The following is a 23,577-nucleotide window of genomic DNA, read 5'->3' on the forward strand; positions in this document are numbered from 1 at the left end:
GAGTGGCGAGAGAACCGCGCGAGACTACGAGAGCCATGGGCAAGCGCCCGGGAAAATTCGGACGCGCGAGCAGGGAACCTGCGCCTGAGCCGCTGAACATCGTGCACGGCATACTGCCGCCGCGCGAAGTCATTCTGCGCTTCATCGCAGAACATCCGCAGAAAGCCTCCAAGCGCGAGCTCGCCAAGGCCTTCGGGCTGAAAGGCGAAAGCCGCGTCGAGCTCAAGCGCCTGCTGCAAGAATTGGAGCAGGAAGGCATGTTGCAGAAGACCCGCAAGTCGCTGATCCGGCCTGGTGCGCTGCCGCCCGTCACCGTGCTCGACATCACCACGCGCGACAAGGATGGCGAGTTGATCGGCCGCCCGGCCGAATGGCCGGAGGATCAGGGTGTGGCCCCTGCCGTTGCCATTCGCCAGCAATCGCCAGCGGGCCGTCAGGGCAAGGGCAAGGCGCCGGTTGCTGGCATGGGTGACCGTATCCTTGCCAAGATATTCCCGGCTGTCGACCGCGGCGGCCCGGCCTATACCGCCCGCATCATCAAGGTGATCGACAAGCGCCGTGGCGCCAGCATGGGCGTCTTCAAGGATGCGCCGGGTGGCGCCGGACGCCTGCTGCCCATCGACAGGCGCGGCGAGGAAATGCTGATCGACCCCGACTACAAGGGCGATGCCAAGGATGGCGATCTGGTCGAGGTGGAAATTGCGCGTCTCGGCCGTTTCGGCCTGGCTCGTGCCAAGGTGCTTTCGGTCATCGGCTCCGTCGCTTCGGAAAAGGCGATCTCGATGATCGCCATCCATGCGCATGGCATTCCGCATGTCTTCTTACCGGCCGCAGTCGCAGAAGCCGATGACGCCAAGCCTGCCACCATGTCTCATCGGGAAGACTGGCGCGACATGCCGCTGATCACCATCGATCCTGCCGACGCCAAAGACCATGACGACGCCGTCTATGCCGAGGAGGATCCGTCCGAGGACAATGCGGGCGGCGTGATCGTCACTGTCGCAATCGCCGACGTTTCCTGGTATGTGCGGCCGAATTCGCCGCTCGACCGGGAAGCGTTAAAGCGTGGCAACTCGGTCTATTTCCCGGATCGGGTCGTGCCGATGCTGCCGGAACGGATTTCCAACGATCTCTGCTCGCTGAAGGAAGGCGTGGACCGCCCTGCCCTTGCGGTGCGCATGGTCTTCTCGAAGGACGGCCGCAAGATCGGGCATACCTTCCATCGCATCATGATGAAGAGCGCGGCCAAGCTCTCCTACCAGCAGGCACAGGCGGCAATCGACGGCAAGCCCGACGACAAGACCGGGCCGATGCTGGGGCCGATCCTCAAGCCGCTCTGGCACGCCTACGAGACGATGAAACGCGGCCGCGACCGGCGCCAGCCGCTCGAGCTCGACATGCCCGAGCGCAAGATCCTGCTGAAGCCCGATGGCACAGTCGACCGGGTCTTCGTGCCGCCACGTCTCGATGCGCATAAGCTGATCGAAGAAATGATGATCCAGGCGAACGTCGCGGCTGCCGAGACGCTGGAGAAAAAGCGCCAGCCGCTGATTTACCGTATCCACGATACGCCAACGCTTGCCAAACAGGAGGTGCTGCGCGAGTTCCTCGCTACCCTCGGCATCTCGCTTGCCAAAGGCGGCAACATGCGCGCCAATAGCTTCAACGGTATCCTCGCCAAGGCTGACAACACGCCACACCAGACAATGGTCAACGAGATGGTACTGCGCTCGCAGAGCCAGGCGATCTACAGTCCTGAAAATATCGGCCATTTCGGCCTGAACCTCATGAAGTATGCGCACTTCACTTCGCCGATCCGCCGTTATGCCGACCTTATCGTGCATCGTGCGCTGGTAAGCTCGCTCGGCTTCGGCGAAGGCGGCATCACGCCGGACGAGGAAGCGACGCTCGACGATATCGCCGCCGAAATCTCCACTTTCGAGCGCCGGGCGATGGCCGCAGAGCGCGAGACCGTCGATCGCCTCATCGCTCATCACCTTGCCGGTCGTGTCGGCCAGGAATTTGAAGGACGCGTTTCAGGCGTTACCAAATCCGGCCTGTTTATCCTGCTGCCGGACTATGGCGCAGACGGTTTCATCCCTATATCTACGCTCGGCACTGACTATTTCATCTATGACGAAGCGCATCAGGCGCTATCGGGCGAAAAGACGGGTCTCGGCTATCGCCTCGGCGACGATGTGACGGTGCGGCTGGCAGAGGCGATCCCGCTTGCCGGCGCACTGCGCTTCGAGATGCTGAGCGAGGGACGCAAGATGCCGACGGCTGTGCGCTCCTTCCACAAGGCGGGGCGACGCGATGCAAGCCGCGCCCGCAAGAAGATCGGAACGAGGCCGCCGCGCGGGCGGCGCTGAAGCAATTCCAGCAAAAGTGCGCAGCGGTTTTGCGTTCGGAATTGCGTGAAGAGAAAGAGACGGAGCCTTTCCATATTTCGAAGAAAAATGGAAAGGCTCCGGTTCCGGGAAGAGGAAGATCGATGAGCACACCGACAGACGAGGTCGTCCGCTACGGGGATACGCCCGATGTCGAGCGCCCGCTCGGACGCTCCATCATGCGCGGCATGCTGAACCGGTGCCCGGCCTGCGGCAGCGGCAAACTGTTTCGCGCTTTTCTAAAGCCGGTCGATCATTGCGCCGCCTGTGGCGAGGCGATGTATCACCAGCGCGCCGACGACCTGCCGCCCTATCTCGTCATCCTCGTACTCGGCCATGTCGTCGTCGGTGGGTTCATGCTGACAGACATGACCTTCGTGCTGCCGGTCTGGGTGCATCTCGCCATCTGGACACCGATCACCATCATCACGGCGCTCGTCTCGATCCAGCCGATCAAGGGCGGCGTCATAGGCTTGCAGTGGGCGCTGAAGATGCATGGTTTCGGCGGCCATGATGACGAACCTGATGATTACGACGTACCCGGTCGGCAAGCTTGAACACCTTCACCTTCCAGACATATTTCGCGTGTAGTGGCAGCGGCCAGAGCGCCATGGCCGATAGCCGACTATCTGCAGAGGAACGATACGCTCATCATTTCTTGTACGGGGAAAGCTTATACTCAAGAAATCGCCGGCGGATGCCAGAACTATTGTGAAACCCTGCCCGTCACTAGGATTTGGCATGCCTATGTCTTTCTATGTGGCTCCAGACGGACGATTCGTCCGCATACTTCTCTAAGGATGGATAAATGTCTCAGCCGAGGAACGGCACACCGGGCGATGTCGAGGAAATCCATTGGCCTTCTCTGGTGGCAGCCGTCTCGTCGATCTCCGCCGTCGGTATCGCGATTGGCCTGGGACTTCCTCTGCTCAGCATTATCCTCGAAAAGCGCGGCATTTCCTCCACCCTCATCGGCCTCAATACCGCGATGGCCGGTATCGCGGCGATGGTGGCAGCGCCGATCACCACCAAGCTCGCGCATAAATACGGTGTGGCGCCTACGATGATGTGGGCGGTGCTGATCTCGGCGCTCAGCGCGCTCGGCTTCTACTATGCGCAGGACTTCTGGATGTGGTTTCCGCTGCGTTTCGCCTTCCACGGCGCGACGACCACACTCTTCATCCTCTCTGAATTCTGGATCAATGCGGCCTCACCGCCGGCCAAACGCGGCTTCGTGCTCGGCATCTACGCGACGGTCCTCTCACTCGGCTTTGCTGCCGGCCCGCTGATCTTCTCCCTCCTCGGCAGCGACGGGATCCTGCCCTTCCTGGTCGGCGCCGGCGCGATCCTGCTTGCCGCCATCCCCATCTTCATCGCCCGCTATGAAAGCCCTGTTCTGGATGAAAAGCCGGAACTGCACTTCATGCGTTACGTCTTCCTGGTGCCGACCGCCACGGCTGCCGTGTTCATCTTCGGCGCGGTGGAAGCCGGCGGTCTCTCGCTCTTTCCGATCTTTGCGGTGCGCGCGCATTTCACCGAATCGCAGGCAGCCCTGCTGCTCACCATGATGGGTGTCGGTAACGTCATCTTCCAGATCCCGCTCGGATTGCTTTCGGATCGCATCAAGGACAAACGTCCCCTGCTGGCGCTGATGGCACTGACCGGTTTCGTCGGAACGATGATGCTCCCGGTCCTCGTCAATAACTGGATTCTCATGGCCGGACTTCTGCTTTTCTGGGGCGGCTGCGTCTCCGGCCTCTACACGGTCGGCCTCAGCCATCTTGGCTCGCGACTGACAGGCTCGGACCTTGCGGCGGCCAATGCGGCCTTCGTTTTCTGTTATGCCGTCGGCACCGTTGCGGGCCCCCAGGTGATCGGTGCTGCCATCGATGTTGCCGGAAATAACGGTTTTGCCTATGCAATTGCCGGTTTCTTCGGGCTTTATGCCTTGCTCGCCGGCATAAGACTGCTTTTCCTCGGAAAGCGGGCTTGACTTTTCGGGCTAGATTCGTAGTTTCGCGCCAGAATTTGCCGTGGAGCCTATCCGGCTTTCCACGGCTTTCATTTTCTTAAAGGCAGGACGACCATGGCCAAGGCTACCACTATCAAGATCAAGCTTCTGTCGACGGCCGACACCGGTTTCTTCTACGTCACGACGAAGAACAGCCGTACGATGACGGACAAGATGACGAAGACCAAGTACGACCCGATTGCCAAGAAGCACGTCGAGTTCAAGGAAACCAAGATCAAGTAATTACCTGATCTCATGGCTCTTTCAAAAAGCGCGCGCCTCCGGGTTGCGCGCTTTTTGTTTGCACTGGAGCTAACCACAATGTTAGCGCAAACAAAGAAAAACGCCGCCCTTCCATCTTCGGGAAGTGACGGCGTTTTTACGAAAAGGGGGTCGGCCAGCATGCAAAACGGCACGAGGAACCGTTTAAGATTGCGTACCAGCCGACCGACCCCACGACCCAGGAGATGCGGCGGACCTGAGCATCATGGGGTATCGACAGCTCCTCCATGGGAGCGTTTTCTGTTCTGAGCCGATAATTTGCGCAAAAATGAAAGAAAATCAACAAATTCTTAATGGTAAAATTTTCGAGTATGATTCTATGGTTAAAAGTCCAGTTTTGGCACGTGTAAAGACGCAACCAAGTCTCTTTTACCAAAAGGACAATATTTGATATCAGCAAGAATTTCAGAAATATATTACAATAATACCTCAGATCCTTCCCTTACGTAAGGTACCGGCGTTACGTTTTGCGAAATACGATTTACACAGGCCAGACAATCCGGATGCAACTATAGTCCGCTCTTCTTGTCGCGTTCGCCACCTCTAGCTTCCGGGAGCAGGCGATACGTGTTATCGGAAGAAACACGCTTTAAAGTCCATTTTTGGGCTATCGGGTTGAAAAACCGGCTCCTTCGTTGCAGCCAACAATATTAAATATTCGTAAGGTACAGCTGCTCCCAGTGGATAACCGAAAGCGGCGCGTTACGGAACGCCATGTTGTCAGGCGGCCGAGGCCACGACGCGATTGCGCCCGGTATTCTTGGCCTCATAGAGCGCAAGGTCTGCCTGCTTCATGAGCTGGCCGGGCGTTATGACCGAGGATATGCGCGAGGATATGCCGAAGGAGGCCGTAATATTCAGCGTTTCACCCGACGACTTCAGCAGGAACGGCGTGCTTTCGATGGCTGCGCGCAGGCGTTCGGCAACGGCTGCGGCAACTTCCGGCGAGGTGTCCGGCATCACGACGACGAACTCCTCCCCGCCGTAACGGCAGGCAAGATCAGCGCCGCGGACGGTCGAACGCACGCGATTTGCGAATTCCTTCAGCACCTGGTCGCCGCCATCATGGCCATAGGTGTCGTTGACCTGCTTGAAGCGGTCGATATCGGTGATCAGTACCGAGAGCGGCCGGCCGCGAGCCATCGAACGATTGAAGAGCACGTTGAGATGGTTGTCGAGATAACGGCGGTTATTGAGACCGGTCAGCGGATCGGTGACAGCGAGTTCGATCGTCTGCTTGACGCTGGCGCGCAGGCGGTCGTTATAGCGCTTGCGGCGGATCTGCGTCAGGCTGCGGGCGACCAGCTCGTTCGGATCGACAGGGCGCACGATATAGTCATTGACGCCGAGATCGAGCGCACGGATGACCATCTCGTCGGCGCCCTGCTCCGTGACGATCAGGATCGGCAGGAAACGGGTCCGCTCCAGCGAGCGGAATTGCGAGCAGAGACGCAGCGGATCGTATTCATCGAAATTGGCGTTGACGATGACGAGTTCGAAGGCGCTCTCGGCAGCTTCGAAAAGAGCGGCCTGTGGATCGGAGATGGCGACCACGTCTGCAACAGGCTTCAGCGTTTTGATGATGCGTTCCTGCGAGTTGGCACGGCCGTCGACCAGCAACACTTGTCCCGTCTCGTCGGCGCGTCCGTCGCCGGTGCGCATCAACTCGTCCATACCCATCGTATGGGCGGTCTCGGCGCGCACGCGCAGTTCGTCACTCAGTGTCTTCAGGCGCAGCAGGCTTTTTACGCGGGAGATGAGCTGCAGGTCGTTGACGGGCTTCGTCAGGAAGTCGTCGGCACCGGCCTTCAGGCCACGCACGCGGTCGGCCGACTGGTCGAGCGCGGTGACCATGACGACGGGAATATGGGCGGTCTTCGGATTGGCCTTCAGCCGCTCGCAGACTTCGAAACCGTCAATGCCGGGCATCATGATGTCTAGCAGGATGAGATCGACCTGGTTGCGGTCGCAGATCGCCAGTGCCTCGTAGCCGTCGGCCGCAGTCAGCACGTCGAAATATTCGGCCAGCAGCCGCGCTTCGAGCAGCTTCACATTTGCCGGAATATCATCAACAACCAATATTCGCGCAGTCATGAATCTTTTTTCCGATGCCTCAGGCGTCGCCCAAATAAGTCTTGATCGTCTCAATGAATTTCGGAACGGAGATCGGCTTCGAGACATAGGCCTCGCAGCCACCCTGTCTGATCCGCTCCTCGTCGCCCTTCATGGCAAAGGCCGTGACGGCGATGACCGGGATCACATGCAGTTCATCATCTTCCTTCAGCCACTTGGTGACTTCGAGGCCTGAAACTTCCGGAAGCTGAATATCCATAAGAATAAGATCGGGACGATGTTTGCGCGCAAGATCAAGCGCTTCCATGCCATTGCGGGTCTGGATCGTGGTATAGCCTGAGGCCTCGATGAGGTCGCGAAAGAGCTTCATGTTGAGCTCGTTATCTTCTACAATCATCACCTGTTTGGGCATGATCAGCTGTCCCTACGTCCGCTCTTGAAGCCAAATGTCCATGATAAAGACATTAGCTGACAAATGGCTCCATGAAACCGATAGTGCAAGCTACCGGTATTTGGTTGAAGAAAAGGTAACTCGACCACCGCAATGCAAAGCAATTTCAAGACTTCGAAACAACTTGCGGCGACAGCAGATCCGCAAGAAACGGCCATCGCCGTCCTTGGCTGGCTTGCGAACGACCCGGATCTCTTCGGTCGCTTCCTGGCATTGACAGGGGTGGAACCGCAGCAAGTGCGCAATGCCATCAACGATCCCGGCTTTCTCGCCGGTATGCTGGATTTCCTTATGAACCATGAGCCGACGGCGATCGCCTTCTGCGAGGCGACGAACACGACACCGGAAGCGCTGACCGCGGCGTGGCGCCACTTCTCGCCGCCCGGCCTCGACTCCGGGGAATACTGATCGTGAGCAACAGCGCCGAATTCGACATTTCGCATATCCGTCTTGGCGACAGGCCGCTCATCGTCTGCGATGTCGATGATGTGGTGCTGCAATTCATCGATCCTTTTCAGCTGTATCTCAAAAGTCTCGGCCACGAATTTCTGCCGCGCTCCTTCCGCCTTCACGGCAACATCGTCTCCCTGGCCGACGGGCTTGCGCTTGAGGATCAGCATGTCAGTCGGCTGATCCTGGAATTCTTCGAGGCCCAGGAAAGCTGGCAGACGCCTATCGATCCCGTCGTTTCGACGCTCGAACGCTTGTCTGATGATGCCGACGTCCTGTTCCTCACCGCGATGCCACCGCAGTTTTCCGCCCATCGTCGTCGCCTTCTCGACAGCGCGGGCCTCACCTTCCCGTTGCTTGCCAGCGAACAGCCAAAGGGACCGATCGTGCAGGCGCTGCATGGCGGTCGCGATCTTCCAGTCATCTTTATCGATGATATGGCGCGCAACCTGCATTCCGTGAAGGAGCATGTGGCAGATTGCCTGCTCATCCATCTCATGCCTGACACACCCGTTCACCGTTTCGCGCCAGCCGCCGCCGAGGATATCGCGCGGGCAAGAGACTGGTCTCATGCCGCCGAGCTCATCGACCAACATCTTGCGGCACACGCGATCAGGCGTGCAAATCCAGCCGCATGAGCGGCCGGCCATCCTTGCGCCGCGCGATCGTCTCGAAACCGGCCGTATCGAAAATCGCCGTCGAGCCGATGCAAAGCGTGACAGATTTCGACTGCTTCACATAGTCGATAGGACAGGCTTCCAGCAGCCGCGCGCCCTGGCCGCGGGCATAATCGATGGCGCCAGCAAGCAATCTGTGGCTCAAGCCTTTTCCGCGCAGCTTCGGCAACAGGAAGAAGCAACTGACTGCCCAGATCGCGGGATCATGAGCGTCACCCTCCTCGAGCGGCCGCGAGACCGTTCGCGGCGAATTGAACTGCGGCACGTCGTGGCGCGGCCCCACCTGAACCCAGGCCACAGGCTCGCCCTCGATATAACAGAGAATGCCCGGCGGCGGTCCCGACGCAATGCGGTCCTGTATATGGGCTTTGCGCTCCGAAGGCTCCATCTTCGTGCGGACGGCATGCGGAAGACGCAGCGCCACGCACCAGCAATGATAGAAGGCGCCCTGCGGGCCGAACAGCTTTTCGAAATCGCCCCAGCGCTCGGCCGTGACAGGCTCGAAACGAAGATCGATATCCACGGCCAAGCTCTCCTCCCTCTCTTGAGACTCGAAAGCTTAGGGCGTAATGTTGCAATGTTCAACCTTTGTTCTCACCATGGCGCCTGCATCTGACAAGACACCCGGCTTCTGTCGCGACTGCCTTGCCGAGCAGAGGGGAGACGCGCGCCGCTGCCATGCCTGCGGCAGCCCGCGCCTTGTGCGCCACAAAGAACTCTATGATCTGACACTCGCGCATATCGACTGCGACGCTTTTTATGCCGCTGTGGAAAAACGCGACAATCCTGAGCTTGCCGACAAGCCCGTGATCATCGGCGGCGGCAAGCGTGGTGTCGTCTCAACTGCCTGTTATATCGCCCGCATCCACGGCGTACGCTCGGCCATGCCGATGTTCAAGGCGCTGGAAGCCTGCCCGCAGGCGGTCGTTATCCGCCCGGACATGGAGAAATATGTTAAGGTCGGGCGGCAGGTCCGTGCGTTGATGCAAGAGCTGACGCCGCTTGTGCAGCCGCTCTCCATCGATGAGGCCTTCCTGGAACTCGGCGGCACGGAACGGCTGCATCACGATCCGCCGGCCCGCACGCTGGCGAAGTTTGCCCGCCGCGTCGAGAAGGAAATCGGCATTACCGTCTCGGTTGGTCTTTCCTATTGCAAATTCCTCGCCAAGGTCGCCTCCGACCTGCAGAAGCCGCGTGGTTTTTCCGTCATCGGGCAAGAGGAAGCAGTCGAGTTTCTGGCCCCTCGCCCGGTGACGACCATCTGGGGCGTCGGCAAGGCTCTTGCCGCGACGCTTGAGGCAGACGGCATCCGCACGATCGGCCAGTTGCAGCAAATGGAGGAGAACGACCTGATGCGCCGGTATGGCAGCATCGGCCAGCGGCTTTCCCGCCTATCACGCGGCATCGACGACCGCGAGGTGCATATCAACGATGCCGCCAAGAGCGTTTCGGCCGAAACCACCTTTTTCGAAGATATTTCGCGTCATGACGATCTGGTGCCGATCCTGCGCAATCTCTCGGAAAAGGTCTCCTGGCGGCTGAAGAAGAGCGGCATCGCCGGCCAGACGGTCGTGCTGAAGATGAAGACGGCCGATTTCAAATCACGCACCCGCAACCGGCGCCTTGAAGACCCGACACAACTGGCCGACAAGATCTTCCGCACAGGGCTCGACCTTCTGGAGAAGGAAACGGACGGCACGAAATTCCGCCTGATCGGCATTGGCGTTACCGATCTCGGCGATGCCGGCCGCGCCGACCCGCCCGATCTCATCGACCAGCAATCCGGCAGGCGCGCGGCGGCGGAAGCTGCCATGGACAAGTTGCGCGACAAGTTCGGCAAGGGCACGGTCGAAACCGGCTATACTTTTGGCGGCAAGGGGAGCCGCTAGCCTACAGCATCGGCCCGAAAATCAGAATCGATTTTCGAAAAGCCTGATGCGTAGATTCAAAGAGTTAGAGCGTCCTTTGTGCGTCCGAATGGACACATGGTGCTCTAGGCCGGCACCGTTACCATTTCCTGCAGCGCCGCCTCCCTGTTCTTCGCAGCCTGCGCATAACCGGGTTCGATCGCGATGGCACGATCATAGCTTTCCAACGCCTCATCGTGGCGCCCCAATCGCCGTAAGACATTGCCGCGATTGTTGAGGGCGATGGCGTGGCGGGCATCGAGAGCGATTGCCCGATCGTAGCTTGCAAGCGCCTGATCGAAATTCGAAAGCCGCGCTTGGATATTGCCGCGATTGCAATAGGCCGAGGCAGATGTTGGTTTCGCCTCGATCGCCTTGTCGACGCAGACTGCTGCGCCACGCAGATCGCCCTTCTGCAAGAGCAGCAATGCCAGATGCTGCAGAGCATCGAAATGATCTGGCACGACTGAGATCACGTCGCGATAGCCAGCTTCCGCAGCAGCAAGATCGCCGGCCCGATGACGGCCGGCGGCGGCACTGAAATGGGCTTCGGGATCACCGGTCAGCCTCGGCCGCTGCTCCGCCTCGATTTTCGCGAGCAATGAGGTGGCTTGTGCATGTTTCTCGTCGACGGCCAGGATTTGCCGGCAGCAGAGTTCAGCGGCGGTCGGGTTTCCATTCCCGAAGAAATGCATCGCCTGATGCATGGCGATACCAAGCGAGTGCGGATCGAGACGGTCGCCGATATTGCGGCCGGTGAGCGTGGAGATCTGCAGCTTCTCGACGATATGATGCTCCGACCCGAGTAGATCCTTATAGCTGTAATTGCCGGTGCCCATGTCGTAGATGCGGTAGCCATTCTCGATCGCCCAGCGCAGATTGTAGCAGTGGAGCATGAAGCCGGGGCTGATCGAGTGGCGGAAGGTCAGGTCGCGGCTTCCGAGGAAACACATCATCGACTTGCGGTAGGGATCCAGGAAGATGATGAAGGTACCGACCGGCTTGTCCTGATGCCAGAGGATCGGCATGAAGACCGTGCCATGCTCGATGCAGGCCGGCAGCATATGACGGCTGCTGTCGAGAATGAACTTTCCGTAGCGCGGCTGGCGCTCGCCCCATTGCAGGTTCCACATCTCGTAAAAGAGCCCCAGATCGCGCTCCATCGTCTCGGGCGTGACGTGAGTGATGCGCAGCTCGTTTTGCGGTGCGACGAGATCGCGCAGTGCCTTTCGCGCATTGCGCCGGGTCTTCGAGCCGAAACGCTCATCGACAAAGGTTTCGAAATCGTCGCCGAGCGGGACATAGACATAGACGTCGTGGTCAATGTTTTCACCGACCGAGGTGATATGCGGCCGGCGAGCGACCTTTCTCTTTGAAAATTCGGAAACAGGAAAGGCTTCGAGGAGCGCTTTCAGCCTCTCCTTGGAGATGTAGACATCGTCGAGATCGAGATGTTTCCAGTTGAAGGTCTGCAGGCAATCGGCAAAGGCGCTGAGCGCCGCTTCGGCATCTTCCAGACGTGTCAGGAGACCGTTATAGCCGGCATAGGGCGTGCCGCCGAGCCGCAGGATATTGACGAGGCCCTGCCCTTCCTCGAATTCGACATGCAGCTGGACAGACAGAAAGGCGACATATCGCTCATCCTCCTCCTGCCGCTTGACTGCGAGAACGAACCACGAGGCGCGTCGCTCCAGCCACTTGGCGATCCAGTGCCAGGAGAGGAAGTAGTTCCCCTCCGGATCGGCAGCGTATACCTCGTTCCAATTATCTTTCAGGGCATGCAGATCATCGAACGCAGAAACAATATCGACATGCATTTCCAAGTCTCCCCCAAGACTTCCAGTATTTTAGATTTGCATAAAATTGAATATCCCACAATCTCGTGATCAAAGCGCCGCCGTGTATTCAAGCCTTCGTTAAACTTCGCGTGCTTAACTCGCGTCGTTTTTTGTGCATGTGGTGTATTGCGTCATGTCTGTGCGTGTGAGCGTTCTTATCGGGTTGCTGTCGGCAACCGCTCTTGTCCATCCGGCTTTTGCAGCAGACTCGCGCACGCTGCAGATTTTCGTGTCCAAGGATAAGCAGTCGCTGGCCGTCTATGACGGTGCGGAGGTCGTGGCGACCTCCAAGATCTCGAGCGGCAAGGACGGGCACACGACGCCGAGCGGCATCTTCTCCGTCATCGAGAAGCAGAAGTACCACGAATCCAACATCTATTCGAACGCGCCGATGCCCTTCATGCAGCGGCTGACATGGTCCGGCATCGCGCTGCACGAGTCTAATTCCGTGCCGCGCTATCCGGCCTCGCATGGCTGCGTGCGCATGCCGGGCGAATTTGCCAAATCGCTCTACAAGATGACCGAGATGGGCGTGCCCGTCATCATCACGGATAGTGAGCTGACGCCTGAGCCGATAGATCATCCGACCCTATTCCGCCCCGATCGGCCCGAGCCGGCACCACTACTATCGGACGTGGAACTGCGGCCCGCCATAGGTGACACGAAGACGCAGGTGCAGGTCGCCATGAACGAGACGACGGCTGCCCTGCCGATGCCGCAGTTCCAGCTGCAGGCGCCCGCTGCGGATACCGCGCCGATCAGCATGCTGATGACGCGCCGGACGCTGCGTGAAAACGTCATCGATATCCAAACCCTGCTGAACCAGCTCGGCTTTGCCGCGGGCGAACCTGACGGGCTCGCCGGCCCTGCAACCGTTCAGGCCATCAATGCGTTCAAGGCGCTGCGGCCAACGGAATTTGCCCGTGACAAGGGCCTGATCACGGATACTCTCCTCAGGGAAGTTTACGCTGCGGCAGGCAAAGGCGAACCTCCGAATGGCGTCATCATGGTGCGGCAGGATTTCAAGCCGCTCTTCGAGGCGCCCATTAGCATTGCCGATCCGGGCCTTGCTCTCGGCACGCACTTTTTCTCACTGCACTCGGTCGATGATGCGGCCGGCACGGCGGATTGGCTGGGCGTAACGCTGGAAAACAACCTGTCCCGCGAGACGGTGAAGCGGCTCGGCATCGTCAATCAGGAAAGTTCCATCATCAGCGGCCGGCCAATCGCCAGAGCACTCAGCCGCATCTCAATGTCTGAAGAAACCCGTCACCGGATCGATGCACTGATCTCGCCCGGCTCGACGCTGACAATATCAGATACCGGCCTCGGATCCGAAACCGGAAAAGGCACGGGATTCATCACCATCACCCGCGAGAGCTAAGGCCTACCAAAGCTTCTCATTGGCGCGTTCGTCGTAGCTTCGGCGGGCAGCGATGATCTTAGCCTGGTTTGTCTCCGTCCAGACGACAAGCGCCTTGATCGTGTCGTGCAGCGTGCAGCCGAGCTCCGTGAGCGCGTAATCAACCCTTGGCGGAACGACGGGATAAACTGTCCGCTCGATCAGCCCGTCACGCTCGAGCTGACGCAATGTCGTTGTCAACATGCGCTGGCTGATTCCGTCGATGCTCTTGCGCAATTCGGTAAAGCGCAAAGTGCGCTTTTCCAACAGGGCGATAACCAGCAGCGACCATTTATCGGCAATGCGATCCAGAATCTGGCGCACCTCGCATCCCATTGATGGACGTCGTAATCGCGGCCGGTGCTGCAGCAGTCACTCGGTGAGTTTGAAGTGCCTTCTTCCATGGGTTCGAACTTATGCCTTATGTCAGCCTTGGTTACAATAGGGAACCGAGGATCAATATGTAACCATTCTCGCTCTTCCCTGCTTCACGGACAAGGAAATCATGATGTCTACAAGTCCTCACCTGACAGCGGAGAGTGGAAGAATGAGCGCCGGTGCCGCCGGCATGCTCGCCGTGCTCTGCGGCGCAATCTTTCTCGAAGGCGTCGATGCGGCCATGCTCAATATCGCGCTTCCCTCGATCCGGGCCGAACTCGGTCTTTCGACCACCACGCTGAGCGCTGTGGTTTCGGCCTATGTGCTTGCCTATGCCGGGCTGATGCTGCTTGGCGGGCGCGTCGCCGACATGTACGGCAAGCGCAAGGTCTTCCTGACGGCGCTGACCGTTTTCCTGCTGTTCTCCGGCCTCGGCGGCTTTGCGACCGAGGGCTGGATGCTGCTGACGGCTCGCTTCGTGACGGGTGCAGCGGCCGCCTTCATGACGCCCGCCGGGCTTGCGCTTATCAATGGCAGCTTTCCCGTGGGACCGCAGCGCAACCGGGCGGTGCTGATCTATGCCGGCACGGCATCGGCCGGCTTCTCCCTCGGCCTCGTCATTGGCGGACTTCTGTCCGCCGTCGGCTGGCGGTGGGTGTTCTTCGCACCGGTCATCTTCTCCGCCATCCTGCTCGTTGCCGGTATGAAGCTGATCGTGGAAGACAGGCAAGAGACCGGCCCACGCCAGAGATTCGACATTGCCGGTGCGGTAACCCTGACCGGCGCCATGCTGCTTGCCGCCTATACGCTGACGCGGCTGGAACATGCGACCAGTGAACTAATCTGGACAATTGCGATAGCGGGCGCGAGCGCAGTGCTCTGGCTCGCCTTCATCCTCATCGAACGCTATTCACGGGCGCCGCTGGTGCGGCTCGGGATCTTCCGGTCTGCTTCCCTGGTGCGATCCAACCTCGGAGCGATGCTCTTCACCGGCGCCTTCTTCGGCTTCCAGTTCATCGTCTCGCTCTACCTGCAGGAACTGCTCGGCTGGTCCTCCTTCGAAACCAGCCTAGCCCTCATCGTCATCGGCATGGACGCCATTCTGGCGCCGCTGCTGACGCCCCTGCTTGTTGAGCGCTTCGGCAATGGACGCGTGGTGCTTGGCGGCTTTGCTTTTGCCGTCGCGGGCTACGCGTTCTTCCTTGGTATGGGGCTCGACTGGACCTATGCGGCAATGCTGCCGTCGACGATCCTGCTCGGCCTGGCCTTCTCGCTCGGCTACGGCCCGCTGACGATCATTGCGACTGAAGGTATTGCCGAAAACGAACAGGGACTGGCAAGCGGGCTGGTGAATACATCGTTCCAGTTCGGCGCAGCACTCGGTCTCTCCGCCGTCAGCGCCGTCGGCACACTTGCTCTCGGCGATGGAGACAGCCCGTCCGAACGCCTGGAAGCGCTGCGCGCCGCCTTGCTGGTACCGGTCGCAGCAACGGTGATCGGCATGGCCATCATGGGCTTTAGCAGAGGCCGCTGTGCGGATGCATCCTGCCGACTGCAGGCCAGCTGAAAAACAGGCGATCGGCGCACTGCCGGTCGCTCTCTTCGTTCAGACGAGTTCGACGTCCACGACACCAGGAGCTGCCCGCAAAGCGGCTGCGATTTCCGGCGTGATACGATACTTGTCAGAAAGCACCACTTCGACCTCGCGTTTGCCCTCCTCCTTGATGACGATGAAGGAGACGAGGCCGTCGCCCTTGGCGTTCAGATGTGCGGCAACGGCGCGTAGCGGGCCGGAGTCGCGCACATAGACGCGCAGCGCCTTCTGCATCTGCAGCGACTTTTCCTCCAGCGACTGGATGGTCTGCAGACGCAGGCTGACACCTTCCGGCCGCTCTTCGCCGATAGCGGTGATGACGAAGGATTTTCCGGGCTCCAGTATGTCACGATACTGGTTCAGCATTTCGGAGAAGAGCACGGCCTCGTATTGGCCGGAGGAATCCGAGAAGACGATGATACCCATCTTGTTGCCGGTGCGCGTCTTGCGCTCCTGCTTGGAAATGACCGTGCCTGCCAGTCGCCCGTTCGCGGCACCCTGCTTCACCGCGGTGGAGAAATCGGCGAAGGTCTGGACGCGCATCTTCTGGAGGATGTTGTTGTAGCTGTCGAGCGGATGGGCGGTCAGGTAGAAGCCGAGGACCTGGAATTCCTTGAGCAGCCGCTCGGAGGCAAGCCAGGGCGAGAATGGCGGCAGGGCGATCTTTTCTGGACCTGAGGACAGCGCGCCGCCAAAAATATCCGACTGGCCGCTGAGCTTGTTTTCCTGGGCGCGCTGCGCATAGCCGAGCACGCGGTCGAGACCGGCGGAAAGCTGGGCGCGATCCAAGTTGAAGCAATCGAAGGCGCCGGCATAGATCAGACTTTCCAGCACGCGGCGGTTCACCTGACGCGGATCGATGCGCAGGCAGAAATCCTCGATACTGGCAAAGGGCTTGTCGCCGCGCATCTCGACGATGTGATCGACAGCGGATTCGCCGACACCCTTCAGAGCCGCAAGCGCGTAATAGATCCTGTTCTCGCCAGTTTGGAAATGGCGGAAAGAGGTCTGGACTGAGGGCGCGATGACCTCGATGCCGAGACGCTTGGCATCCTGGCGGAAATCGTTGACCTTTTCGGTGTTGGACATATCGAGCGTCATCGAGGCGGCCAGAAACTCGACCGGATAATGCGCCTTCATATAGGCCGTCTGGTAGGAGACGATGGCGTAGGCGGCAGCATGCGACTTGTTGAAGCCGTAGTTTGCGAACTTTGCCAAGAGTTCGAAGATGTTGTCGGCCTGCGGCTTCGACACGCCGTTCTTGACCGCGCCAACGACGAAGCGCTCGCGCTGCTGGTCCATTTCCGCCTTGATCTTCTTGCCCATGGCGCGGCGCAGAAGATCGGCTTCGCCAAGCGAATAGCCCGACAGGACCTGGGCGATCTGCATTACCTGCTCCTGGTAGACGATAACGCCCTGCGTTTCCTTGAGCAGATGGTCGATCATCGGATGGATCGATTCCAGCTCCTCATCGCCATGCTTGCGGGCGTTGTAGGTCGGGATGTTTTCCATCGGACCCGGGCGATAGAGGGCGACCAGCGCGATGATGTCTTCGATGCAGTCCGGCTTCATGCCGATCAGCGCCTTGCGCATGCCGGCACTTTCAACCTGGAACACGCCGACCGTTTCGCCGCGTGAAAGCATCTCGTAGGTCTTTTTGTCGTCGAGCGGGATCTTCGGAAGATCGACCTCGATGCCGCGCTTCCTGCAGAAGTCGACGGCGACCTTGAGCACGGTCAGTGTCTTCAGGCCGAGGAAGTCGAACTTCACGAGACCGGCCTGCTCGACCCACTTCATGTTGAACTGGGTGACCGGCATGTCGGAGCGCGGATCGCGATACATCGGCACGAGCTTCGACAGCGGACGGTCGCCGATGACGATACCGGCGGCGTGGGTCGAGGCGTGGCGATAAAGGCCCTCGATCTTCTGAGCAATATCCAGAAGGCGGGCGACGACCGGCTCCTTGGCGGCCTCTTCCTGCAGCTTCGGCTCTTCCTCGATCGCCTTGGAAAGCGGTGTCGGGTTTGCCGGGTTGTTCGGTACCAGCTTGCAGATCTTGTCGACCTGACCGTAGGGCATTTCCAAGACGCGGCCGACGTCGCGCAGTGCGGCGCGCGCCTGCAGCGAACCAAAGGTGATGATCTGCGCCACCTGTTCGCGACCATATTTCTGCTGCACGTAACGGATCACCTCTTCGCGGCGATCCTGGCAGAAGTCGATATCGAAGTCCGGCATCGACACGCGTTCCGGATTAAGGAAGCGTTCGAAGAGCAGCGAGAAACGCAGCGGATCGACGTCGGTGATCGTCAGCGCATAGGCGACCAGCGAGCCTGCACCCGAGCCACGGCCCGGGCCGACGGGAATGTCATGCTGCTTGGCCCATTTGATGAAATCGGCAACGATCAGGAAGTAGCCGGGGAACTTCATGCGCTCGATGACGCTGAGTTCGAATTCCAGCCGCTCGCGGTAATCCTTCTCTTCGTAACCTGCCGACATTCCAAGCTCGGCAAGGCGCATGTCCAACCCTTCCTCCGCCTGTCGGCGAAGTTCGAGCGATTCTGCGCGTTCTGCTTCCTCGGGATCGTCGGTCGCGCCGGTGAAACGCGGCAGGATCGGCTTGCGGGTCTTCAGAATGAAAGAGCAGCGCCGTGCGATCTCGATGGTATTATCGAGCGCTTCAGGCAAATCGGCAAAGAGCTTTTCCATCTCCGCACGGCTCTTCAGATAATGATCCGGCGAGAGGCGGAAGCGGCTGTCATCGGAGACGATGGCATTGTGGGCGACCGCCATCAGCGCGTCGTGGGCATCGTAGTCGTCGCGCGTCGGGAAAAAGGCCTCGTTGGTCGCAACCAGCGGCAGATCGTGCTTGTAGGCAAGGCCGATGACCTTCTGCTCATGGCGCTTGTCATAGGTACCGTGGCGCTGCAACTCAACATAGAGCCGGTCGCCGAAGATGCGCTTCAGCGTCAGCAGCCGCGTCTCTGCCGGGGCGGCATGGCCGTCCTTGAGCGGCATGTCGATCGGGCCGGTCGCAGCACCTGTCAGGGCGATCAGCCCCTCCGTGCCGATCTCCTCCAGCCAGGAGGAACGGATATGGACGGTCGAGTTACCTTCGCCGCCGAGATAGGCGCGGCTGACAAGATCAACCAGCCGCTCATAACCCGCATCGGTAGCGGACAGAAGCACGATGGACGGCAGCTTGACCAGCGCCTGCTGACCGCCCCGCTTTTCTGTTTCGAGGCCGTCTTCCATATCGATCGACACCTGGCAGCCGATGATCGGCTGCAGACCGTCGTCCAGCGCCTTCTGGGAAAATTCCAGAGCGACGAAGAGATTGTTGGTATCGGTGATCGCAATGGCAGGCTGGCTGTCGCCCGCTGCCTTGTAGAGGATCTTCTTGAGCGGCAGCGCGCCTTCGAGCAGCGAATAGGCGGAGTGAACCCTCAGATGGACGAAACCCGGCTTTCCGCCGATCGCACTCTGTTCCGCATCCGCCATGATATGCCCTTCCAACCACCTCAATGAAGAGCGCGCATTGTCGGCATTGAAGGCGATTCTGTCCAGAAAAAGTCCCGCTTCGGGATCGCATGGCTGCCATGCGATCCCTGAATTCTTACATTGCTATGACGATCAGCGAGAAGCTGGCAATGAACATTGCGATGGAGGTGAATGCTGCGATATCACGGATCATGTCAGTCATTTGGCTCTCCTTTGCTCTTATGTTTTTAATTTGTTCCATGTATGTTCCGTTGTCAACAGGTTTACCCCCCGCTTCTGCGGGACATGGTTAACATCGGAGCAGTGGGACGATGGACACGCAGGAACTCAACGGCTTCATTGTCGAAGCCAAATCGCAGACATATGTTGCCGGCGCCCAGGCGCAGCCCTCCTACCGGATCGGTGCCCATGACCTCGGCTACAAGCGCGGCATCTGGCGCTATCTCGACAGCTATTTCGGCGGTACGGATTTTGCCGGTCAGGAAGTGGTGTGGCTGGAGGAAAAGCCGGTCTGGGCGATGAATTATTTCGGGCGGATCATCGAGCCCGGGATCATCGACGGAACTGTCGCCGGCACGATCATTAGCGCCGCGCTGTCACAGCTCTACAAGCAGGGCCGCTTCCTCGGCGGCATGGTCTTCGATCATTCGCTGGGGCGCTATGTCGATACGAGCGAAGGCGACTGCACGCATTTCCGTGGTCACGAATTCATTCTCGTAGATGGTCAAAAAGCCTATGAGCTCGATTATCGCGGCGGGCTGATTATCCCCTGATAATCAGAAATCCACGACCTTGCCGTCGGAGATCGTTACGCGCCGGTCCATGCGCCGGGCAAGCTCGTGATTGTGCGTGGCGATCAGCGCGGCAAGGCCGGACTGGCGCACCAGGGCCTCCAGAGCGTCGAAGACGTAGCTGGCGGTTTCCGGGTCGAGATTGCCGGTCGGCTCGTCGGCCAGAAGCAGGCTCGGTGCATTGGCAACGGCGCGCGCGATCGCCACACGCTGCTGCTCGCCGCCGGAAAGCTCGCCCGGGCGATGCGCACCGCGGTGGCCGATGCGCATGTAATCCAGAAGCATCTTTGCCCGCTCGCTCGCTTCCTTCCACGAGAGGCCGGCGATAAGTTGCGGCATCATGATGTTCTCCTGCGCCGAGAACTCCGGCAACAGGTGATGGAACTGATACACAAAGCCGATCTCGCCGCGACGGATCGCCGTGCGCTTGTCATCGGAAAGGCCATCACAGGGGCGGCCGTTGACCGTTACCTCGCCGCCATCGGGATGTTCCAGCAAGCCCGCCACATGCAAAAGCGTCGATTTGCCTGTGCCTGAAGGTGCAACCAGCGCCACCATTTCACCGCTCGTCAGCGAGAAATCCGCCCCCTTGAGGATGGTCAGCAGCGTTTCGCCCTGCCCGTAATGGCGCTCGACGCCCGAAAGCTTGAGAACGACGTTGCGTTTCATGAATGCGGCATTCCTTGGATTTGGCCTTGGATCATGCATGACCTTGGGTCCCGGCCTATTCGTAACGGAGGGCCTGGACGGGGTCGAGGCGGGAGGCGCGCCAGGCGGGGAAGATCGTCGCGATGAAGGAGAGTGTCAGTGCCATGATCACGACAGAAACCGTTTCGCTCAGATCCATTTCCGCCGGCAGCTGGCTGAGGAAATAGAGCTGCGGATCGAAGAGCACCGTGCCTGACACCCAGGAGAAGAACTGACGGATGGACTCGATGTTGATGCAGACGAACACGCCGAGCAGCACGCCGGCGATCGTGCCGACAATGCCGATCGCAGCCCCCGTCATGAAGAAGATGCGCATGATGGCGCCTGAACTTGCGCCCATGGTGCGCAGGATCGCGATATCGCTGCCCTTGTCCTTCACCAGCATGATGAGACCGGAGATGATGTTGAGCGCAGCGACGAGCACGATCAGCGTCAGGATCATGAACATGACGTTTCGCTCCACCTGCAAGGCGGAGAAGAAGGTCTGGTTGCGCTGGCGCCAGTCGGTGATGGCGATCTGCCGGCCGGCTGCCTCCTCGACTTTCGGCCTCAGATTGTCGATATCATCGGGGTTGTTGACGAAGAGCTCGATCGACTGCACCAGCCCGTCGGCATTGAAATAAAGCTGCGATTCCTCGAGCGGCATGTAGATGATCGAAGCATCGTACTCCGACATGCCGATCTCGAAGAGCCCGGAAATCTTGTAGGATTTGATGCGCGGATTGACGCCCATCGGCGTCACGTCACCTTCCGGTGACGTGAGCGTAATCAGGTCTCCGACGCGCAGTCCGAGCTGATCGGCCATACGGCTTCCGACGAGAACGCCATCGCCAGCGGCAAATCCGACCATGTCGCCGGACTTGATGTTGTCAGAAACCGTCTTCAGCTTGCTCAGGTCTTCAGCCCGCGTGCCACGCACCAGCGCGCCTGTGCTGCCGCCGGTCTGCGAGGAGGCCAGCACCTGGCCTTCCACCAATGGCAGTGCCATCTTGACGCCGGGTACGGCTTCGAATTTCTTGACGAGATCGGCGTAGTCGGTGAAGGGACCATCGACAGGCTGGATGATCATATGGCCGTTAATGCCGAGAATGCGGGAGACCAGTTCCGTGCGGAACCCGTTCATGACGGCCATGACGATGATCAGCGTCGCAACGCCCAGCATGATGCCGACGAAGGAGAAGCCGGCAATGACCGAGATGAACGCCTCCTTGCGGCGGGCGCGCAGATAGCGCCACGCCACAAGGCGTTCGAAGGTGGAGAATGGCTTGCCAGCCGGACCCAAGCCGGATTTGGAACTCCGGTCCACTGCTGCCTCTGCCATTTCGCCTCCGTCTTTCCTAAGCCACGAACCTGTTGATCGCCGCTTCGATGGTCATCGTTTCGCGGGCGCCGGTCTTGCGGTCCTTCACTTCCACTTCGCCGTTCGCGACCGCGCGCGGGCCGGCAATAATCTGGTACGGCACGCCGATCAGGTCGGCGGTCGCAAACTTGGTGCCGGCACGATCGTCCGTGTCGTCATAAAGCACGTCCTTGCCTGCCTTGGTCAGCGCTGCATAGATCAGCTCGCAGGTACCGTCGCAGGCCTCGTCGCCGGCCTTCATGTTGATGACCACGACATCGAAGGGCGCGACCGACTCCGGCCAGATGATCCCGTTCTCATCATGCGATGCTTCGATGATGGCGGGAACAAGGCGTGTCGGGCCAATGCCGTAGGAACCCATGTGAACGAAATGTTCCTTGCCGTCAGGACCCTGCACCTTTGCACCCATCGGCTCGGAATACTTGGTACCGAAGTAGAAAATATGACCGACTTCGATACCGCGCGCAGAAAGACGCTCGCCTTCCGGAATGGCGTTGAAGGCCGCCTCGTCGTGCATTTCCGAAGTCGCGGCATAGAGCGACGTCCACTTGTCGAAAATCCCCTTCAGGCCGTCGACACTATCGAAATCCGTGTTTTCGACAGGGATGTCGAAATTGACGAAATCCTTGTGGCAGAAGACTTCGGACTCGCCCGTATCGGCCAGGATGATGAACTCGTGGCTGAGATTGCCGCCGATCGGGCCGGTATCGGCGCGCATCGGAATGGCGCGCAGGCCGAGACGATCGAAGGTCCGCAGGTAGGCGGTGAACATCTTGTTGTAGGAATGTTCCGCACCTTCGCGCGTCAGGTCGAAGGAATAGGCGTCCTTCATCATAAATTCGCGCGAGCGCATGGTGCCGAAGCGCGGACGGATCTCGTCACGGAATTTCAGCTGGATGTGATAGAGATTGAGCGGCAGATCCTTGTAGGACTTGACCGAGGAACGGAAGATATCCGTGACCATTTCTTCGTTGGTCGGCCCGTAGAGCATGGGACGATCCTGACGGTCCTTGATGCGCAGCATCTCCTTGCCATAGGCGTCGTAACGGCCGCTTTCCTGCCAGAGCTCGGCCGACTGCAGCGTCGGCATTGAAAGCTCGATGGCGCCGGCGCGGTTCTGCTCTTCGCGGATGATGTTGTTGACCTTGTCCAGCACCTTCTTGCCCAGCGGCAGCCAAGAATAGATGCCCTGCGACTGCTGGCGGATCATGCCGGCGCGCAACATCAGCCGATGGGAGACGATTTCCGCCTCCTTGGGATTTTCCTTGAGGATGGGTACGAAGAAGCGGGACAGACGCATGGCGGATTCCGGTACAGTTGAGACGCCGCTTAGCCAAGCGGAATCGACGGTCTTTGTTAAAGATGGGAGCGTTCATAGCCGCTTCGCGGCAGGAAAGAAACCCGCGACCGACGCGAGCTGCCTCCCGCAGACACATGTTAGCGCCCACAAATTCAGCAGGCGTGAAAAAGCGCGTATTTATAAGGGTTTGAAGGTAAATCTTGTCAACAGAAAAATTTTGCGTGAGTGTAGCAAAAATGCAAAAAAAGCTAATGACAAAGCACAATCTTTGAGCTAGCTTTAGCTCACAAAACAGGCAGGAAGGTTAAATTCTTGCCGAACTCGCGGTCAAGTCTTGGGAGGATCAGATCTTAGGCGCGCTTGTCGCTGCCCCGGTAACGGTTAAGGATCACGCGATAATTAAAACAAGGCTTTTAGCCTTGTTTTTTTTGCTTTTTCGACTTCCCGCACTCCAGGAAAATCAAGCC

At 59.3% G+C, this 23,577-nt stretch carries 20 protein-coding genes; 11 read left to right on the plus strand and 9 right to left on the minus strand.

What is annotated here, in order from left to right; genetic code table 11:
- Positions 1-2 precede the first annotated feature (2 nt).
- The 4 genes from rnr to rpmG all read left to right on the plus strand — a co-directional run bounded on the left by rnr (position 3) and on the right by rpmG (position 4,644).
- Complete coding sequence (rnr, locus tag H4W29_RS02040) at positions 3-2,372, plus strand: ribonuclease R (RefSeq protein WP_192727440.1); 2,370 nt, start codon at positions 3-5, stop codon at positions 2,370-2,372.
- A gap of 122 nt (positions 2,373-2,494) precedes the next feature.
- Positions 2,495-2,947 carry a DUF983 domain-containing protein gene (locus H4W29_RS02045; RefSeq protein ID WP_192727441.1) on the plus strand — a complete coding sequence of 151 codons (453 nt, stop codon included), beginning with the start codon at positions 2,495-2,497 and terminating at the stop codon, positions 2,945-2,947.
- Positions 2,948-3,198: 251 nt separating this feature from the next.
- Positions 3,199-4,383, plus strand: coding sequence for an MFS transporter (locus H4W29_RS02050; protein WP_192727442.1), 1,185 nt, complete (start codon positions 3,199-3,201; stop codon positions 4,381-4,383).
- 93 nt (positions 4,384-4,476) lie between these two features.
- Positions 4,477-4,644, plus strand: coding sequence for a 50S ribosomal protein L33 (rpmG, locus tag H4W29_RS02055; protein ID WP_003587245.1), 168 nt, complete (start codon positions 4,477-4,479; stop codon positions 4,642-4,644).
- Between the two features lie 759 nt (positions 4,645-5,403).
- Here rpmG and H4W29_RS02060 read toward each other — a convergent pair.
- Together H4W29_RS02060 and H4W29_RS02065 are read right to left on the minus strand one after the other, a co-directional pair.
- Complete coding sequence (locus H4W29_RS02060; RefSeq protein ID WP_192727443.1) at positions 5,404-6,777, minus strand: PleD family two-component system response regulator; 1,374 nt, start codon at positions 6,775-6,777, stop codon at positions 5,404-5,406.
- A gap of 19 nt (positions 6,778-6,796) precedes the next feature.
- Complete coding sequence (locus H4W29_RS02065) at positions 6,797-7,168, minus strand: response regulator (protein ID WP_003547430.1); 372 nt, start codon at positions 7,166-7,168, stop codon at positions 6,797-6,799.
- Between the two features lie 132 nt (positions 7,169-7,300).
- Here H4W29_RS02065 and H4W29_RS02070 point away from each other — a divergent pair, with 132 nt between their 5' ends.
- A complete protein-coding gene (locus H4W29_RS02070) occupies positions 7,301-7,615 on the plus strand; it encodes a DUF3572 domain-containing protein (protein WP_183743842.1) in 315 nt (104 codons plus the stop codon).
- 2 nt (positions 7,616-7,617) lie between these two features.
- The gene (locus H4W29_RS02075) at positions 7,618-8,295 is read left to right on the plus strand and encodes a hypothetical protein (RefSeq protein WP_192727444.1); all 678 of its coding nucleotides are present in this window, start codon (positions 7,618-7,620) and stop codon (positions 8,293-8,295) included.
- Here H4W29_RS02075 and H4W29_RS02080 read toward each other — a convergent pair.
- Complete coding sequence (locus H4W29_RS02080; protein ID WP_192727445.1) at positions 8,270-8,857, minus strand: GNAT family N-acetyltransferase; 588 nt, start codon at positions 8,855-8,857, stop codon at positions 8,270-8,272. The two genes, H4W29_RS02075 and H4W29_RS02080, sit on opposite strands and share 26 nt — an antisense overlap.
- A 76-nt stretch (positions 8,858-8,933) precedes the next feature.
- Between H4W29_RS02080 and H4W29_RS02085 the strand changes: the two genes are divergently transcribed.
- Positions 8,934-10,223, plus strand: a complete 1,290-nt coding sequence (locus H4W29_RS02085) for a DNA polymerase IV (RefSeq protein ID WP_192727446.1) — start codon at positions 8,934-8,936, stop codon at positions 10,221-10,223.
- Between the two features lie 104 nt (positions 10,224-10,327).
- On the opposite strand, the gene H4W29_RS02090 is transcribed toward H4W29_RS02085, so the two are convergent.
- Complete coding sequence (locus tag H4W29_RS02090) at positions 10,328-12,058, minus strand: GNAT family N-acetyltransferase (protein ID WP_192727447.1); 1,731 nt, start codon at positions 12,056-12,058, stop codon at positions 10,328-10,330.
- A 154-nt stretch (positions 12,059-12,212) separates the two neighbouring features.
- Between H4W29_RS02090 and H4W29_RS02095 the strand changes: the two genes are divergently transcribed.
- The gene (locus H4W29_RS02095; protein WP_192727448.1) at positions 12,213-13,463 is read left to right on the plus strand and encodes a L,D-transpeptidase family protein; all 1,251 of its coding nucleotides are present in this window, start codon (positions 12,213-12,215) and stop codon (positions 13,461-13,463) included.
- 3 nt (positions 13,464-13,466) lie between these two features.
- Here the strand turns inward: H4W29_RS02095 and H4W29_RS02100 are convergent, their stop codons facing one another.
- Complete coding sequence (locus tag H4W29_RS02100; RefSeq protein WP_210332130.1) at positions 13,467-13,817, minus strand: winged helix-turn-helix transcriptional regulator; 351 nt, start codon at positions 13,815-13,817, stop codon at positions 13,467-13,469.
- Positions 13,818-14,028: 211 nt separating this feature from the next.
- On the opposite strand from H4W29_RS02100, the gene H4W29_RS02105 reads away from it, so the two are divergent.
- Positions 14,029-15,426: an MFS transporter gene (locus tag H4W29_RS02105; protein ID WP_246517094.1), complete on the plus strand. Its 1,398-nt coding sequence runs from the start codon at positions 14,029-14,031 to the stop codon at positions 15,424-15,426.
- 39 nt (positions 15,427-15,465) lie between these two features.
- Here the strand turns inward: H4W29_RS02105 and dnaE are convergent, their stop codons facing one another.
- Positions 15,466-18,951, minus strand: a complete 3,486-nt coding sequence (gene dnaE / locus H4W29_RS02110; protein ID WP_192727450.1) for a DNA polymerase III subunit alpha — start codon at positions 18,949-18,951, stop codon at positions 15,466-15,468.
- Between the two features lie 311 nt (positions 18,952-19,262).
- Here dnaE and H4W29_RS02115 point away from each other — a divergent pair, with 311 nt between their 5' ends.
- On the plus strand, positions 19,263-19,724 hold the full coding sequence (locus H4W29_RS02115; RefSeq protein WP_192727451.1) for a DUF5680 domain-containing protein: 462 nt from the start codon (positions 19,263-19,265) through the stop codon (positions 19,722-19,724).
- A 3-nt stretch (positions 19,725-19,727) separates the two neighbouring features.
- Here the strand turns inward: H4W29_RS02115 and H4W29_RS02120 are convergent, their stop codons facing one another.
- The 3 genes from H4W29_RS02120 to proS are packed head-to-tail and all read right to left on the minus strand — an operon-like array spanning position 19,728 to position 23,110.
- Positions 19,728-20,411: an ABC transporter ATP-binding protein gene (locus H4W29_RS02120; RefSeq protein ID WP_192727452.1), complete on the minus strand. Its 684-nt coding sequence runs from the start codon at positions 20,409-20,411 to the stop codon at positions 19,728-19,730.
- A gap of 55 nt (positions 20,412-20,466) precedes the next feature.
- Entirely contained in the window at positions 20,467-21,771 is a 1,305-nt protein-coding gene (locus tag H4W29_RS02125; protein ID WP_192727453.1) for a lipoprotein-releasing ABC transporter permease subunit, read from the minus strand.
- 16 nt (positions 21,772-21,787) lie between these two features.
- Positions 21,788-23,110: a proline--tRNA ligase gene (gene proS, locus H4W29_RS02130; protein ID WP_192727454.1), complete on the minus strand. Its 1,323-nt coding sequence runs from the start codon at positions 23,108-23,110 to the stop codon at positions 21,788-21,790.
- Here proS and H4W29_RS02135 point away from each other — a divergent pair.
- Positions 23,109-23,387 (plus strand): hypothetical protein, encoded by a 279-nt coding sequence (locus H4W29_RS02135; RefSeq protein ID WP_246517096.1) that lies wholly within the window; start codon positions 23,109-23,111, stop codon positions 23,385-23,387. The genes proS and H4W29_RS02135 overlap by 2 nt on opposite strands.
- Positions 23,388-23,577 lie beyond the last annotated feature (190 nt).

This window comes from Rhizobium viscosum (assembly GCF_014873945.1).
GTDB lineage: Bacteria > Pseudomonadota > Alphaproteobacteria > Rhizobiales > Rhizobiaceae > Rhizobium > Rhizobium viscosum.

Coding starts and splice junctions, on each gene's coding strand:
- H4W29_RS02045 (WP_192727441.1), top strand. CDS start 2,495: ATGAGCACACCGACAGACGAGGTCGTCCGCTACGGGGATACGCCCGAT.
- H4W29_RS02050 (WP_192727442.1), top strand. CDS start 3,199: ATGTCTCAGCCGAGGAACGGCACACCGGGCGATGTCGAGGAAATCCAT.
- rpmG (WP_003587245.1), top strand. CDS start 4,477: ATGGCCAAGGCTACCACTATCAAGATCAAGCTTCTGTCGACGGCCGAC.
- H4W29_RS02060 (WP_192727443.1), bottom strand. CDS start 6,777: ATGACTGCGCGAATATTGGTTGTTGATGATATTCCGGCAAATGTGAAG.
- H4W29_RS02065 (WP_003547430.1), bottom strand. CDS start 7,168: ATGCCCAAACAGGTGATGATTGTAGAAGATAACGAGCTCAACATGAAG.
- H4W29_RS02070 (WP_183743842.1), top strand. CDS start 7,301: ATGCAAAGCAATTTCAAGACTTCGAAACAACTTGCGGCGACAGCAGAT.
- H4W29_RS02085 (WP_192727446.1), top strand. CDS start 8,934: ATGGCGCCTGCATCTGACAAGACACCCGGCTTCTGTCGCGACTGCCTT.
- H4W29_RS02090 (WP_192727447.1), bottom strand. CDS start 12,058: ATGCATGTCGATATTGTTTCTGCGTTCGATGATCTGCATGCCCTGAAA.
- H4W29_RS02095 (WP_192727448.1), top strand. CDS start 12,213: ATGTCTGTGCGTGTGAGCGTTCTTATCGGGTTGCTGTCGGCAACCGCT.
- H4W29_RS02100 (WP_210332130.1), bottom strand. CDS start 13,817: ATGGGATGCGAGGTGCGCCAGATTCTGGATCGCATTGCCGATAAATGG.
- H4W29_RS02105 (WP_246517094.1), top strand. CDS start 14,029: ATGAGCGCCGGTGCCGCCGGCATGCTCGCCGTGCTCTGCGGCGCAATC.
- dnaE (WP_192727450.1), bottom strand. CDS start 18,951: ATGGCGGATGCGGAACAGAGTGCGATCGGCGGAAAGCCGGGTTTCGTC.
- H4W29_RS02115 (WP_192727451.1), top strand. CDS start 19,263: ATGGACACGCAGGAACTCAACGGCTTCATTGTCGAAGCCAAATCGCAG.
- H4W29_RS02120 (WP_192727452.1), bottom strand. CDS start 20,411: ATGAAACGCAACGTCGTTCTCAAGCTTTCGGGCGTCGAGCGCCATTAC.
- H4W29_RS02125 (WP_192727453.1), bottom strand. CDS start 21,771: ATGGCAGAGGCAGCAGTGGACCGGAGTTCCAAATCCGGCTTGGGTCCG.
- H4W29_RS02135 (WP_246517096.1), top strand. CDS start 23,109: ATGGCGGATTCCGGTACAGTTGAGACGCCGCTTAGCCAAGCGGAATCG.
- proS (WP_192727454.1), bottom strand. CDS start 23,110: ATGCGTCTGTCCCGCTTCTTCGTACCCATCCTCAAGGAAAATCCCAAG.